Here is a 14,077-nt window from a genome sequence, read left to right as displayed (position 1 = left end):
ACCCACCACGAGGCCGGTTCGCCGCAGCCAGCGCCGCCCGAACGCGGCTCCCCTTTCCCGCCTGCGGGAGAGGGGTGGGGTGAGGGCCGGAGCATCCACGAAGTCCGGCTCTGTCATATACCAGCCCCCGCCCTCATCCCGCGATCAACCTTCAGCCGTAAGCAACGCCACGCGGCGCCTCCCGCAACCCATCAAAAAATTCCCACAACCGCGGCGCATCGCCAGTCGCGACATTAAACCGGATCCACGGCGAATCGTTCTCATCCGGCTCGAAATAAGACCCCGGCGCCAGCCAGATCCCATGCTCCAGCGCCAGCGTCGCCAGCCGGTTGCCATGCAGCGGCCCGCCACGCCGGCTGGCCCGCAGCCGGTCCTGTACCGCCTCGCTCAGCCGCGCCCAGGCAAACATCCCGCCTTCCGGGCGCAGCAGCACTTCCAGCCCGTGGGCTTCCATCTTCTCGGCCACGCGATCTTGCTGCGCCCGCAGCCGCTCGGCCAGCCCCGCCACATGGCGCCCGTAGTGGCCGCTGGTCAGCACCGAATAGACCAGCCGCTCCGTCACCTCCGACGAGGTCAGTCCCACCGCCATCTTGGTCCGCGCAAATGCCTTCGCCAGATCCGGGCTCGCAGCGAGATAGCCCACGCGCAGCGACGGCGTGATCGTCTTGGAAAACCCGTTGACATAAACCACCTGCGACAGCCCGTCCATCGCCGCCAGCATCGGCGAGCCGGCCGGGGCCAGCTCGCGGTAGATATCGTCCTCCACCACCAGCAGCCGGTGCTGCTCGGCGAGCTGCAGGACGCGGAACGCGTTCATGCTGCTGAGGCTGGCGCCAGTCGGGTTCTGCAGCACGGTGTTGACGAAGAGGGCGCGCGGCGCGTGGGCGCGGATCGCATCGTCCAGCGCATCGGTATCGAGCCCCGTCGCCGAACGCGGCACGCCGACCACGCGCAGCCCCGCCAGCCGCAGGATCTGCAAGAGGTTGCAGTAGCAGGGCGATTCCACCAGCACCGTGTCGCCGGCGCGCAGCAGGGTGCACACCACCAGGTCCAGCGCCTGCGTTGCGCCCTGGGTCAGCACCACCTGCTGCGCCTGCAATGGGATGCCGTACTGGCCCAGGCTGGTGGCGATATGCTCGCGCAGCGGCGCGAAGCCGTATGGATGGCCGTAGCCCGATACCTGCGCCGCCGGCACCCGTGCCGAAGCACGCATGGCCTGGTGCAGGCCTTCCTCGTTAAGCCAGTCGCCGGGCAGCCAGCCCGCGCCCGCCTTGATCGGCACCGAATGGTCGGCGAAGACATCCGACAGCAGCCAGGCTGCGTTCAGCCCCGGTGCTTCCCATTGCGGCGCGCGCGCGTTGCCGGTGGGCGCAGGTCGGTGCGCCACGGTATAGCCGGACCCCGGGCGCGCCGCCAGGTAGCCCAGCGCGGTCAGCCGGCCATAGGCCTCGGCGACGGTAAAGGTGCTGACATGGTGGTGCTGGGCAAAACGGCGCACCGACGGCAGCGCGGTGCCCGCGCGCAGCGCGCGCTGCTCCACCAGCGCGGCGATGCCGGCGACGATCTGCTCGGTCAGGGTTTCGCCGTCGCGGCGGCTGCGGGTCAGGTTCAGGGTCAGCATCGGGCACTCGGGCAGGCGAAAACCTGTACAGTTTAGCGGGCGGCAATGCGGCCGGCGCCGGCCGCTATCTCATCCAGCGAAATTTGCCGCAGTGCAGCGTGGGATGCCGTACTGCGGGCCGCAGAGGCGCATGGCACCGTGGCCGGCGAGGCCTATCCCGCCCACGCTTGCCTGTACGGTTCACCGTGATCAAACTGTACGGTAAGGCAGTGCTGTCCCGACTGTATATTTTGTCGGCCAGACGCCGCCGGTAGAGTGGCCGTCATTGCCGCCGCTGCGCCACCGCGCCAGCGCACTGATGCCAACCGGATTTCCCCCGAGGAGGACGTATGGACGCCGCCAAGACCGTGATTCCCGATCTCGATTCCCTGTGGATGCCCTTTACCGCCAACCGCCAGTACAAGGCGGCGCCGCGCCTGCTGGCGTCGGCCAGCGGCATGTACTACACCACCCACGACGGACGCCAGATCCTGGACGGTTGCGCCGGCCTGTGGTGCGTGGCCGCCGGCCACTGTCGCAAGGAGATTGCCGAGGCCGTGGCGCGCCAGGCCGCCACGCTGGACTATGCGCCCCCGTTCCAGATGGGGCATCCGCTGTCGTTCGAGGCTGCCACCAAGGTCGCCGCGATCATGCCGCAGGGGCTGGACCGCATCTTCTTCACCAACTCGGGCTCCGAGTCGGTCGACACCGCACTGAAGATCGCGCTGGCCTACCACCGCGCGCGCGGCGAAGGCCAGCGCACGCGCTTTATCGGCCGCGAGCGCGGCTACCACGGCGTGGGCTTCGGCGGCATGGCGGTGGGCGGCATCGGCCCGAACCGCAAGGCGTTTTCGGCCAACCTGATGCCGGGCACCGACCACCTGCCGGCCACGCTGAATATCGCCGAGGCCGCCTTCTCCAAAGGCCAGCCGCACTGGGGCGCGCATCTCGCCGACGAACTGGAACGCATCCTGGCGCTGCATGACCCGGCCAACGTCGCCGCGGTCATCGTGGAACCGCTGGCCGGCTCCGCCGGCGTGCTGGTGCCGCCGGTCGGCTACCTCGAGAAGCTGCGCGAGATCACCAGCCGCCACGGCATCCTGCTGATCTTCGACGAGGTGATCACCGCCTTCGGCCGCCTCGGCGCGGCCACCGCGGCCGAACGCTTCAACGTGACGCCGGACCTGATCACCATGGCCAAGGCGATCAACAACGCCGCCGTGCCGATGGGCGCCGTGGCGGTGCGCCGCGAGGTGCATGACACGGTGGTCAACTCGGCCGCGCCCGGCACGATCGAGCTGCTGCACGGCTACACCTACTCCGGTCATCCGCTGGCCGCCGCGGCCACCATCGCCACGCTCGACCTGTACGAGCGCGAGAACCTGTTCGGCCGCGCCGCCGAACTGGCGCCGGTGTTCGAAGCCGCAGTGCACGGCGTACGCGGCGCGCCGCACGTCAAGGACATCCGCAACTACGGGCTGGTGGCCGGCATCGAACTGGAGTCGCGCCCCGGCCAGCCCGGCGCGCGCGCGTACGAGGCTTTCCTGAAATGCCTGGAGCGCGGCGTGCTGGTGCGCTACACCGGCGACATCCTGGCGTTCTCGCCGCCGCTGATCATCTCCGAAGCGCAGATCGCCGAGATGTTCGATACCGTCAAACTGGCGCTGCAGGACGTCAAGTAAGCGGACGAGGCCGACGGGCACGCATGCCGGGCCGCAGGGCCCGGCAACCCTGAGCGCCATCCGATGAAGGTCAACCGCATCGTCTCCAATATCGCGACCGCCGATCCGGCCCTGGCCCGCAGCTTCTACCAGGACATCCTTGGCCTGGAAGTGCTGATGGACCACGGCTGGATCCGGACCTATGGCAGCGACGCCACGGCGCGCCCCCAGGTCAGTCTCGCCTCGGAAGGCGGCAGCGGCACGCCGGTGCCGGACCTGTCGATCGAGGTCGACGATGTCGACGAGGCGCACCGCCGCATGGTGGCAGCGGGCGTCGCCATCGAATACGGCCCGGCTGACGAACCGTGGGGCGTGCGCCGGTTCTATGTGCGCGATCCCTTCGGGCGGCTGGTCAATATCCTTTCGCACGCCTGAGCGCGGTCACTGCGCGCTACCGGCACGGGCCTGCCGGTAGGCCGTCGGTGTCGCCGGCTCGGCCTTGTTCCAGCAGGAACGAAACGCCTGCACGCTGGCGAAGCCGCTGCGCAGCGCGATCTCTTCCACCGGCAGCGTCGACGACGCCAGCAGCTTGCGCGCGCGCGCCATGCGCAGCGTGAGCTGGTATTGCTTGGGCGTCAGCCCGGTTTCTTCATGGAAGACGCGCGACAGATGCCTGACGCTGATGGCGAAGCGGCCGGCAAAGCGCTGGCTGGCGACGTTCGCTTCCAGCTCGCGCGCGATGGCGTCCTGCACTGCGTGGATCAGCGGGTTGCCGTGCGAGCGTGCGCTGAATTGCGGATCGAGCCGCGGATCGGCACCGAAACGCCGGAACGGCACCACGTTGTCGCGCGCGACCGCGATCGCGGCATCGTCGCCGTAAGCATCGGCCACCAGCATAAGTGCGAGGTCGATGCCGGAGGCCACGCCGGCCGACGTCCACACATTGCCGTCGCGGACAAAGACGCGATTGTCGATGACCGAGGCAGCCGGATACCGCGCGCGCAGGCGCTTGATATGCGCATGGTGCGTGGTGCACAGGCGCCCGTCGAGCAGGCCCGCTGCGCCCAGCAGGTAAGCGCCGGTGCAGACCGCGGCCACCTGCACACCGTTGTTCCTGCCCTGCGCAAAGTTCTCCCTCAGCCAGGCCGTGGCGCCGTGCCACGCCGGTGACGCCGTCAGCGTGTCCTGGATTTTGCTGCCGACGGCAATGACGAGGTCGCCCGGCTCGAGCCGGGCCGGCAGCCGCTCGACCCGCCCGAGCGCCGGCCCCTGGAACGAAGCGACGCTGGAGTGCGGGCCGACGCAGCGTATCGCCAACGGGGCGATGCCAAGCTCTGATACGCTCGCCAGGATCTGCAAGGGTCCGGCGAGATCCAGCATATGGACGTTGGGCAGCACGAGGAAACAGGCGGTAGTCATCACCGGGGCACGCAAGGGCATCAGGCCGATGCCGCCATTCTCGCGCGCTTGCCAGGCGCCGTGCCATCGATGGCCGAAAATTTGCTTTTTTGGTCCGCGACGTTGTCGCGGCAGGCCGCCGGGCGTCTTTAGCATGGACAGCCAATCCAGCATAAAAGCGCTCACCATGGACCGTACCCGTCTCTCCCTCGTCACCATTGCGCTGGTCGCCATCGGCTTTGCCGTGATGTTCGCATCGACCGCGGTCAAAGGCCTCTACCAGGTGTATTTCGTCGACCTGGCGGCACACTACGGCCAGGGCCGGGCACAGTTCGCCTGGTCCGGCAGCGTGTTCATGCTGGCCACCGGCCTGATGTCGCCGGTGGTGGGCGCGCTCAGCGACCGGATCGGCCCGCTGCGCACCTCGGCCGCCGGCGCGCTGGCCGCGGGGCTGGCGCTCGGCGGCGTGGCGCTGTGGCAGCAGTCGCTGGCGTTCTTCGTGCTGATGTTCGGCATCGCCGGGGCGTTCGGGCTGGCGGCGATGACCTTCGTGCCGATGGGCATCCTGGTCGATCGCCTGTTCGAGGAACGCAAGAAGGGGCTGGCCTATGCTGTCGTCACCAACGGCACCGCGATCGGCTTTATCGTGCTGTCGCCGCTGTGGATCTGGCTGCAGCCGCAGGCAAGCTGGAGCGCTGCCTTCGGCGTGGCCGGCGCGGTGTTCGCGGTGCCGGTTGCCGTGGCGCTGTGGCTGGCATCGCGCTGGGAGCCGGCATCGGGCCAGCGCACGGCGGCCGTGGAAGCGTCGGCATGGACGGTGGTGCGGCGCGACCCGGTGTTCTACGCGCTGGCGGCCAGCTTCTTTGGCTGTGGCGCGACCATGGCCTTTATCGACGTGCACCTGATCGCCCACTGGCAAGGGCAGGGCGAGCCGCGGCTGGCGATGGGCTATGGCATGAGCACGCTGGGCGTGCTGGAACTGGCCAGCGGCATCGTCTCCGGCGCGCTGGCGCTGCGCTTCAACAAGCACCGGTTGCTGGCGGGGTTCTATGCGCTGCGCTCGTCGTCAATGTTGTTGCTGCTGGTGCCGGGACTGGGCGTGCTGCCGTTCGCGATGGGGTTTGGCGCCAGCTACCTGGGTACGGTGGTACTGACCTCGATGTTCTGCTTCGAACGCTACGGCAGCCGCATCAAGGGCAAGGTGTTCGGCATGCTGTTCCTGGTCCACCAGCTTGGCGCGTTCCTGACGGTGCAGCTCGGCGCGTGGTCGTTCGACGCCACCGGCAGCTATCGGCACACGATCGCGGCGCTGGTCGCGGTGACGCTGTGCTCGTCCGCCTGCGCGTGGTTCGGGCTGCGCCGCGCGGGACCGCTGCCGGCGCTGGACGGCCTACCGGCCATGCCGGAAGCCGCTCGCCAGTAAGGGGCAGGGCAATGATTGCGCCGGCGCTGCTGCGGCTCATCCTGGCCTGCGCCACGCTGCTGCCGCTGGCGTTGGCGGCCTGGGCACTCCCCTGGCCGTTGCGCGCAAGGATCGCCGCCCTGATCCTGCTTACCCTCCCAGGCGCCGCCATGCTGGCGCTCGATCCCCTCGCCATCGCGTTCGCACGCGTGGACGGCATCCTGTCGGCGCCCGGCTGCGGCGGCTGATCTTGCCTGCGGTCAGCCCCGCACATTCCTTCGTTTCCTATCATTGCGGGATTGCGCCCCGCGCGGGCCATCCAAAAAGTGATGCCCGCGCCGTGCCGCAGGCGTAAACTACCGCCCTTTTTTCCGGGCCGCGCGCTGCCGCGCAGCCTCGTGCCCGGCCACCGTTGCAGGAGTCTGAATGAGCTTGTTCCGCACCAAGGACATCGACGCGATGCTGGCCGTCGCGCGCGATGACGGCCTGAAGAAGGTGCTGGGTCCGATCGACCTGGTGATGATGGGTATCGGCGCCATCATCGGCACCGGCATTTTCGTGCTGACGGGCACCGGCGCGCTGACCGCCGGGCCGGCGCTGACGGTGTCGTTCGTGATCGCCGCGCTGGCGTGCGGCTTTGCCGCGCTGTGCTACGCGGAGTTCGCCTCCGCGATTCCGGTGTCCGGGTCGATCTATACCTACAGCTACGCCACGCTCGGCGAGATCGTCGCGTGGATGATCGGCTGGGATCTGCTGCTGGAATACGGGCTGGCCACCTCGGCGGTGTCGGTTGGCTGGTCGGGCTATTTCCAGTCGCTGATGGCGGGCTTCGGGCTCAAGCTGCCGGCCGCGCTGAGCGCAGCCCCGGGTTCGGTGCCGGGCGTGCAGACGCTGCTGAACCTGCCGGCATGCCTGATCATGCTGGCGATCACCTGGGTGGTGTCGTACGGCGTGCGCGAATCCACGCGAGTCAACAACCTGATGGTGGCGGTCAAGATCGGCGTGGTGCTGCTGTTTATCTCGGTGGGTGTCTGGCACGTGCAGCCGGCCAACTGGCAACCCTTTGCGCCGTTCGGCTTCAGCGGCATCTTTAACGCGGCGGCGCTGGTGTTCTTTGCCTTTATCGGCTTCGATGCGGTGACCTCGGCCGCCGAGGAAGTGCGCAACCCGCGCCGCGACCTGCCGATCGGCATCATCGGCTCGCTGGCGGTGTGCACGGTGCTGTATGTCGTGGTGGCGGCGATCATGACCGGCATCGTGCCGTTCGCCAGGTTTGCCGGCGTCGACCATCCGGTATCGCTGGCGCTGCAGTTCGCCGGGCAGAACTGGGTGGCGGGGTTTGTCGACCTGGGCGCGATCCTGGGCATGACCACGGTGATCCTGGTGATGACCTACGGCCAGACCCGCGTGATTTTCGCGATGTCGCGCGACGGGCTGCTGCCCGAGAAACTGTCGGCGGTCCATCCGGTGCATGCGACGCCGTATTTCGCCACCTGGACCGTTGGCATCGTGTTCGCCGCGATCGCCGCCTTCGTGCCGCTGAACGTGCTGGCCGAGCTGATCAATATCGGCACGCTGGCGGCCTTTACGCTGATCTCCGTGGCGGTGCTGGTGCTGCGCAAGACGCGCCCGGATCTGCCGCGCGCGTTCCGCTGCCCGGGCGTGCCGGTGGTGCCGCTGCTGTCGATCGGCTTCTGCCTGTTCCTGATGGCACACCTGCAGGCGCCGACGTGGATCGCCTTCCTGGTATGGCTGACGCTGGGGCTGGTGATCTACTTTGCCTATGCACGGCGCAATGCCGTGCTGCATAACCACGGGGGCTGAGTCCCGCAGTGCTCAGCTTCAACCGCCGCGCTCGGCGGCCGCCTTCATGAAGGCCACCGCGCGCGGTTCGTTGGCATAGGCCGCGTTGATCCGGATCCAGGCCGAGGTCTCGCCGCCGGGCCGGAAGTAATTGCCCGGCGCCAGCGTCACGCCGTATTCCTCGCCCAGCGTCACCAGCTCGCGCGAATCCTCGATGCCGGGCGGGCGCGCCCACAGGAAGTTGCCGCCCGACGGCTCGCAGAACACTTCCCAGCCGCAGCCGGTCAGCTGCCGCACCGCATTGGCCGAGGCCTCGCGCACGCGCAGGCGCAAACGCTCCACATACTTGCGATAGCCGCCGCGCTCAAGCAGCGCGGCCGTGACCGCTTCCGCGAAATGCGAACCGGCCACGCTGGTCAGCACCTTGACGTCGACCAGGTCCTTGACCAGCGCCTTGTCGGCCACCAGGTAGCCGATCCGCAGCGACGCCGACACCGTCTTGGAAAACCCGCCGATATAGATCACGTGCTCGAGCTGGTCCAGCGTGGCCAGCCGGTCGGTGAAGTGCGTCTGGAAGTCCGAGAAGATATCGTCCTCGACAAAGCGGAAGCCGTGCCGGCGCGCCAGCTCCAGCAGCCGGAACGCGACCGGCGGGGCCAGCGTGGAGCCGGTGGGGTTCTGCAGCACGCTGTTGGTGAAGAACAGCTTGGGCTTGTGCTGGCGCAGCAGCGCCTCGGTCGCATCGGGATCGGGGCCGTGGGGTGTGTGCGGCACGCCCACGAGCTGCACGCCATGCAGCCGCAGCAGGCCGAACAGGTTGTAGTAGCCGGGGTCTTCGACGAACACCGTATCGCCCGGCTTGAGCAGGTGGCGCACCACCAGGTCCAGCGCCTGGCTGGCGCCGCTGGTGATGAGCACCTGCGGCATTTCCGCGGCAATGCCGAGCTGGCGCACGCGCAGCAGCACCTGGCGGCGCAGTTCGGGGTGGCCGGTCGGCGTGGCGTAGTGGATCACGCTGTCGATCTCGTTGCGCGAGATCGCGCGGATCGCCTGCTGCAGGCCTTCCACGTCGCGCCACGTCTCGGGCACGAAGCCGCCGGCCAGCTTGAGCGTGCCGCTGGGGTGGTTGAACTGCTCGATGATGTGGTCCGACAGGTCTTCCGCCAGGCTCGGGTCCGACCAGCCACGCGCCGAGCGCCCCGCCAGCGGACTGTCCGCCACATAGAAGCCCGAACCCTGGCGCGAATCCAGCAAGCCCTGCGACACCAGCCGGTCATAGGCCTCGATCACCGGGAAGCGGCTGATGCCGTTTTCGGCAGCGAGCTGCCGGATCGACGGCAGCTTGGCGCCTGGCCGAGCCTCGCGGTTGCCGATCCACGACTTCACGCCATTGACGATCTGGTCGGTCAGTGGAATTCCGGTGGAAAAATCTAAGATTAGTTTCATAGGCAGGGCAGCCGGGGGAAACCGGGGAAGAAGCGGAGAACGCAACTGTCAGGAAAAACTACTGAACAGTTCATCGAAAACTGTTCACAACTGTACATGGGATTGTAGTGAGGGATGCGAATAATGGAAGCGTGGCGGAGGAGGGCGCCGGCTACCGTTGCCATGCGGCATCCACGGAGCCGCGCCTGACGTGACCGCCGGCTGACGAGGAGTGGATCATGCGCGAACTGCGGACTTTCGAACTGGACGAGCCCGGGCTACCCGTGAGCTGGCGCGCCGGCTACGGACAGACCGTCTGTGCGGTGGCGGGCAAGCTGTGGGTGACGGTCGAGGGCGATCCCAACGATATCTGGCTGGAGCCCGGCGCCGAGCTGGCGCTGCCCGAGGGGTATCGCGTGTGGTTGTCGGGGGATGGGCCGGGTGCGCGGTTTACGCTGGCGCAGACGCCGGCGCCGTGGTCACTGCGGCGGCTGGGGGCGTGGCTGCGGGTGATGCGGCATCGGGTGGAAGAGCATAGTACGGATGCGTTTGGGGAGTGTCCTAGGATTTGGGCGTTGTGTCGGTGAGGGGTGGTTCGTCTGTGTCGTTGCTCGACGGCTCGCCGCTGTTGATGACATGTTGTCGTTGTTCTACCGCTGTCGTTGTCTATGACCGACGACAACATGTCACCAACAGCGCGCGCCGTCGATAATTCGAGGGTATTTACAGGTGGGCCTTTTGCTTGCCTACTCTTAAAAACACATCTACCCCTGCGGGTTCCGCCGAGTTGATTTACGTTAACGTCAACGTCATATAATCGATCAGCCCCAACCCAGGGCCCCCACCCCGCGCGTTTCCAGCCAAGCCGGCACAGAACGGCATCCAGAGCGCACGCCGCGGCAGCCAGCCAACACCAGAGACGGTGGAGACAATGACCGACCTTTCCGATGTGCAGGATGTGCGCCGTGGTGCGCCGCAGCCCAAGCCCACCGCGCAGGGCCGCGGTCCGGCCAACAAGGTCCGCTTTGTCACGGCGGCGTCGCTGTTCGACGGCCATGACGCCTCGATCAACATCATGCGCCGCATCCTGCAGTCGCACGGCTGCGAGGTGGTCCACCTCGGCCACAACCGCGCCGTCGAGGAGATCGTGACCGCGGCGCTGCAGGAAGACGCGCAGGGCATTGCGATCTCCAGTTACCAGGGCGGCCATGTCGAGTTCTTCAAATACATGGTCGACCTGCTGCGCGACAAGGGCGGCGAGCATGTGCAGGTCTTTGGCGGCGGCGGCGGCGTGATCGTGCCCGACGAGATCCGCGAGCTGCAGGCCTACGGCGTGGCGCGCATCTACAGCCCCGAGGACGGCCAGCGCATGGGCCTGGCCGGCATGATTGCCGACATGGTGCAGCGCTGCGATATCGACCTGTCGCGCTATGCGCCCACGGCGCTCGACCCCGTCGCAGAAGGCGACCGCCGCGCACTCGCGCAACTGATCACCGCGCTGGAAAACGGCAAGGCCGATCCGGCGCTGGTGCAGGCGATGCACACGCAGGCGAAAGCGGCGTCGATCCCCGTGCTCGGCATCACCGGCACCGGCGGCGCCGGCAAATCATCGCTGACCGACGAACTGATCCGCCGCTTCCGGCTCGACCAGCAGGATGCACTGTCGATCGCGGTGATCTCGATCGACCCGTCGCGGCGCAAGTCGGGCGGCGCGCTGCTGGGCGACCGCATCCGCATGAACGCGATCAACCACCCGAATATCTTCATGCGCTCGATGGCCACGCGCGAGGCGGGCTCCGAGATCTCGCAGGCGCTGCCGGACGCGATCGCCGCGTGCAAGGTGGCGGGCTTCGACCTGGTGATCGTCGAGACCTCGGGCATCGGCCAGGGCGACGCGGCCATCGTGCCGCACGTAGACCTGTCGCTGTACGTGATGACGCCAGAGTTCGGCGCGGCCAGCCAGCTCGAGAAGATCGACATGCTCGACTTCGCCGATTTCGTCGCCATCAACAAGTTCGACCGCAAGGGCGCGCAGGACGCCTGGCGCGACGTCGCCAAGCAGGTGCAGCGCAACCGCGAGCAATGGCACGGCAAGCCTGAAGACATGCCGGTGTACGGCACGCAGGCGTCGCGCTTCAATGACGATGGCGTGACCATGCTGTACCAGGGCCTGCGCGAGGCGCTGGCACAACGCGGACTGCAAGTGCAGCCGGGCATCTTGCCGGCGTTGTCCGGCCGCATCTCCACCGGACAGAACGTGATCGTGCCACCCGCGCGCAGCCGCTACCTGGCGGAACTGGCCGACACCGTGCGCGGCTACCATCGCCGCGTGATGGAACAAAGCCGCATCGCGCGCGAGCGGCAGCAACTGCGTGAATCGAGCCGCATGCTGCAAGCCGCGCAGGGCGACGGTTCCGCACTGGACGCATTGGCCGCCGAACGCGACAACGCCCTCGGCCAAGTCGAGCGCAAGCTGCTGGCGATGTGGCCGCAGATGCGCGAAGCCTACAGCGGCGACGAATACGTGGTGAAGATCCGCGACCGTGAGATCCGCACCGGGCTGGTCACCACCACGCTGTCCGGCACCAAGGTGCGCAAGGTAGTGCTGCCGCGTTTCGAGGACGACGGCGAGGTGCTGAAGTGGCTGATGCGCGAGAACGTGCCCGGCAGCTTCCCCTACACCGCCGGCGTGTTCGCCTTCAAGCGCGAGAACGAAGACCCCACCCGCATGTTCGCCGGCGAGGGCGATGCATTTCGCACCAACCGCCGCTTCAAGCTGGTGTCGGAGGGGATGGACGCCAAGCGCCTGTCGACGGCGTTCGACTCGGTCACGCTGTATGGCGAAGACCCGCATCTGCGGCCCGATATCTACGGCAAGGTCGGCAACTCCGGCGTGTCGATCGCCACGCTCGACGACATGAAAGTGCTGTACGACGGCTTCGACCTGACCAGCCCGAGCACCTCGGTGTCGATGACCATAAACGGCCCGGCGCCGACCATCCTGGCGATGTTCATGAACACCGCCATCGACCAGCAGCTCGACAAGTTCCGCGCCGACAATGGCCGCGAGCCCACCGCCGACGAAGAAGCCAAGATCCGCGCGTGGGTGCTGCAGAACGTGCGCGGCACGGTGCAGGCCGATATCCTGAAGGAAGACCAGGGCCAGAACACCTGCATCTTCTCCACCGAGTTCTCGCTCAAGGTGATGGGCGATATCCAGGAGTACTTCGTGCACCACCAGGTGCGCAACTTCTACTCGGTGTCGATCTCGGGCTACCACATCGCCGAAGCCGGCGCGAACCCGATCTCGCAGCTTGCCTTCACGCTCGCCAACGGCTTTACCTACGTGGAGGCGTACCTGGCGCGCGGCATGCATGTAGACGACTTCGCGCCCAACCTGTCGTTCTTCTTCTCCAACGGCATGGACCCGGAATACAGCGTGCTGGGCCGCGTCGCGCGCCGCATCTGGGCCGTGACCATGCGCGACAAGTACGGCGCTAACGAGCGCAGCCAGAAGCTGAAGTACCACATCCAGACCTCGGGCCGCTCGCTGCATGCGCAGGAGATCGACTTCAACGACATCCGCACCACGCTGCAGGCGCTGATCGCGATCTACGACAACTGCAACTCGCTGCACACCAACGCCTACGACGAGGCCATCACCACGCCCACCGGCGAGTCGGTGCGCCGCGCGCTGGCGATCCAGCTGATCATCAACCGCGAATGGGGCGTGGCCAGGTGCGAGAACCCCAACCAGGGCAGCTTCCTGATCGAGGAGCTGACCGACCTGGTGGAAGAGGCGGTGCTGCAGGAGTTCGAGCGCATCGCCGAGCGCGGCGGCGTGCTGGGCGCGATGGAGACCGGCTACCAGCGCGGCAAGATCCAGGAGGAATCGCTCTACTACGAGCAGCTCAAGCACGACGGCACGCTACCGCTGATCGGCGTGAACACCTTCCGCAATCCGGACGGCGACCCGGTCCCGCAGAAGCTGGAACTGGCGCGCTCCAGCGAGGCCGAGAAGCAGAGCCAGCTCGACCGCCTGCAGGCGTTCCAGCAGGCGCATGCCGACGCAGCGCCGGCGATGCTGCAGCGGCTGCGCCAGGCCGTGATCGACAACCAGAACGTGTTCGCGGTGCTGATGGACGCGGTGCGGGTCTGCTCGCTGGGGCAGATCACGCATGCGCTGTTCGAGGTCGGCGGGCAGTACCGGCGCAATATGTAGACCCCGGTTCACGCGGCGTTCGCATACCGCGCAGGGCGGCCGCAGTGCGGGGCCGCCCTGCGTTACACTCGAACGCTGCGCCGCACCGGCAACCAAATCCGAGACAACCGCAAGACAAGACCATGGACAGCCAGTACAACCCGAACAATATCTTCGCGAAGATCCTGCGCGGCGAGATGCCGTGCATCAAGGTGTACGAGGACGACGACACCATCGCCTTCATGGACATCATGCCGCAGGCCGACGGCCATACGCTGGTGGTGCCAAAGGAAGCCGCGGTCAACCTGTTCGATTTGTCCGAGCAGGGCGCCGCGGCCGCCATCCGCGCCACGCAGCGCGTGGCGCGCGCGGTGCGTGCGGCGTTCTCGCCGGACGGCATCTCGATCGGCCAGTTCAACGGCGCGGCCGCGGGCCAGACCGTGCCGCACGTGCATTTCCATATCGTGCCGCGCTATAACGACCAGACCCTGCGCGGCCACGCGCGCGAGATGCAGGAACCGGATCTGCTCAAGGGACACGCCGAGCGCATCATCGCCGCGCTGCGCGAGCAGGGCGCCTGAACCGAT

General features: G+C 67.5%; 11 protein-coding genes. 8 read left to right on the top strand and 3 right to left on the bottom strand.

Going from position 1 to position 14,077, the window contains the following annotated elements:
* Positions 1-151: 151 nt before the first annotated feature.
* Complete coding sequence (locus AB1I47_RS21060) at positions 152-1,621, bottom strand: aminotransferase-like domain-containing protein (protein WP_354685662.1); 1,470 nt, start codon at positions 1,619-1,621, stop codon at positions 152-154.
* A 329-nt stretch (positions 1,622-1,950) separates the two neighbouring features.
* Between AB1I47_RS21060 and aptA the strand changes: the two genes are divergently transcribed.
* Together aptA and AB1I47_RS21050 are read left to right on the top strand one after the other, a co-directional pair.
* The gene (aptA, locus tag AB1I47_RS21055) at positions 1,951-3,282 is read left to right on the top strand and encodes an omega-aminotransferase AptA (protein ID WP_354685661.1); all 1,332 of its coding nucleotides are present in this window, start codon (positions 1,951-1,953) and stop codon (positions 3,280-3,282) included.
* Between the two features lie 63 nt (positions 3,283-3,345).
* Positions 3,346-3,696, top strand: coding sequence for a glyoxalase superfamily protein (locus AB1I47_RS21050; protein WP_354685660.1), 351 nt, complete (start codon positions 3,346-3,348; stop codon positions 3,694-3,696).
* A gap of 6 nt (positions 3,697-3,702) precedes the next feature.
* Here the strand turns inward: AB1I47_RS21050 and AB1I47_RS21045 are convergent, their stop codons facing one another.
* A complete protein-coding gene (locus AB1I47_RS21045; RefSeq protein ID WP_354685659.1) occupies positions 3,703-4,701 on the bottom strand; it encodes a GlxA family transcriptional regulator in 999 nt (332 codons plus the stop codon).
* 145 nt (positions 4,702-4,846) lie between these two features.
* Here AB1I47_RS21045 and AB1I47_RS21040 point away from each other — a divergent pair, with 145 nt between their 5' ends.
* The 3 genes from AB1I47_RS21040 to AB1I47_RS21030 all read left to right on the top strand — a co-directional run bounded on the left by AB1I47_RS21040 (position 4,847) and on the right by AB1I47_RS21030 (position 7,885).
* Entirely contained in the window at positions 4,847-6,082 is a 1,236-nt protein-coding gene (locus AB1I47_RS21040) for an MFS transporter (RefSeq protein WP_354685658.1), read from the top strand.
* An 11-nt stretch (positions 6,083-6,093) separates the two neighbouring features.
* A complete protein-coding gene (locus AB1I47_RS21035) occupies positions 6,094-6,309 on the top strand; it encodes a hypothetical protein (RefSeq protein WP_354685657.1) in 216 nt (71 codons plus the stop codon).
* A 178-nt stretch (positions 6,310-6,487) separates the two neighbouring features.
* The gene (locus AB1I47_RS21030) at positions 6,488-7,885 is read left to right on the top strand and encodes a branched-chain amino acid transporter BcaP (RefSeq protein ID WP_354685656.1); all 1,398 of its coding nucleotides are present in this window, start codon (positions 6,488-6,490) and stop codon (positions 7,883-7,885) included.
* Between the two features lie 18 nt (positions 7,886-7,903).
* Here the strand turns inward: AB1I47_RS21030 and AB1I47_RS21025 are convergent, their stop codons facing one another.
* Positions 7,904-9,310, bottom strand: coding sequence for an aminotransferase-like domain-containing protein (locus tag AB1I47_RS21025; protein WP_354685655.1), 1,407 nt, complete (start codon positions 9,308-9,310; stop codon positions 7,904-7,906).
* A 218-nt stretch (positions 9,311-9,528) separates the two neighbouring features.
* Here AB1I47_RS21025 and AB1I47_RS21020 point away from each other — a divergent pair, with 218 nt between their 5' ends.
* The 3 genes from AB1I47_RS21020 to AB1I47_RS21010 all read left to right on the top strand — a co-directional run bounded on the left by AB1I47_RS21020 (position 9,529) and on the right by AB1I47_RS21010 (position 14,071).
* Positions 9,529-9,876, top strand: coding sequence for a DUF2917 domain-containing protein (locus AB1I47_RS21020; protein WP_354685654.1), 348 nt, complete (start codon positions 9,529-9,531; stop codon positions 9,874-9,876).
* A gap of 344 nt (positions 9,877-10,220) precedes the next feature.
* Positions 10,221-13,511: a fused isobutyryl-CoA mutase/GTPase IcmF gene (gene icmF, locus AB1I47_RS21015; protein ID WP_354685653.1), complete on the top strand. Its 3,291-nt coding sequence runs from the start codon at positions 10,221-10,223 to the stop codon at positions 13,509-13,511.
* Positions 13,512-13,633: 122 nt separating this feature from the next.
* On the top strand, positions 13,634-14,071 hold the full coding sequence (locus tag AB1I47_RS21010; protein WP_354685652.1) for an HIT family protein: 438 nt from the start codon (positions 13,634-13,636) through the stop codon (positions 14,069-14,071).
* The last annotated feature ends 6 nt before the right edge of the window (positions 14,072-14,077 follow it).

The organism is Cupriavidus necator (assembly GCF_040578825.1).
In the GTDB taxonomy this organism is placed as follows: domain Bacteria; phylum Pseudomonadota; class Gammaproteobacteria; order Burkholderiales; family Burkholderiaceae; genus Cupriavidus; species Cupriavidus necator_E.
Note: the sequence above shows the minus strand (reverse complement) of the source record. Positions and strands in the feature narration are given on the sequence as shown.

What these genes read in the sequence shown, in the direction of transcription:
- icmF (WP_354685653.1), top strand. Translation starts at nt 10,221, where the DNA reads ATGACCGACCTTTCCGATGTGCAGGATGTGCGCCGTGGTGCGCCGCAG.
- AB1I47_RS21045 (WP_354685659.1), bottom strand. Translation starts at nt 4,701, where the DNA reads ATGCCCTTGCGTGCCCCGGTGATGACTACCGCCTGTTTCCTCGTGCTG.
- AB1I47_RS21025 (WP_354685655.1), bottom strand. Translation starts at nt 9,310, where the DNA reads ATGAAACTAATCTTAGATTTTTCCACCGGAATTCCACTGACCGACCAG.
- aptA (WP_354685661.1), top strand. Translation starts at nt 1,951, where the DNA reads ATGGACGCCGCCAAGACCGTGATTCCCGATCTCGATTCCCTGTGGATG.
- AB1I47_RS21050 (WP_354685660.1), top strand. Translation starts at nt 3,346, where the DNA reads ATGAAGGTCAACCGCATCGTCTCCAATATCGCGACCGCCGATCCGGCC.
- AB1I47_RS21040 (WP_354685658.1), top strand. Translation starts at nt 4,847, where the DNA reads ATGGACCGTACCCGTCTCTCCCTCGTCACCATTGCGCTGGTCGCCATC.
- AB1I47_RS21010 (WP_354685652.1), top strand. Translation starts at nt 13,634, where the DNA reads ATGGACAGCCAGTACAACCCGAACAATATCTTCGCGAAGATCCTGCGC.
- AB1I47_RS21060 (WP_354685662.1), bottom strand. Translation starts at nt 1,621, where the DNA reads ATGCTGACCCTGAACCTGACCCGCAGCCGCCGCGACGGCGAAACCCTG.
- AB1I47_RS21030 (WP_354685656.1), top strand. Translation starts at nt 6,488, where the DNA reads ATGAGCTTGTTCCGCACCAAGGACATCGACGCGATGCTGGCCGTCGCG.
- AB1I47_RS21020 (WP_354685654.1), top strand. Translation starts at nt 9,529, where the DNA reads ATGCGCGAACTGCGGACTTTCGAACTGGACGAGCCCGGGCTACCCGTG.
- AB1I47_RS21035 (WP_354685657.1), top strand. Translation starts at nt 6,094, where the DNA reads ATGATTGCGCCGGCGCTGCTGCGGCTCATCCTGGCCTGCGCCACGCTG.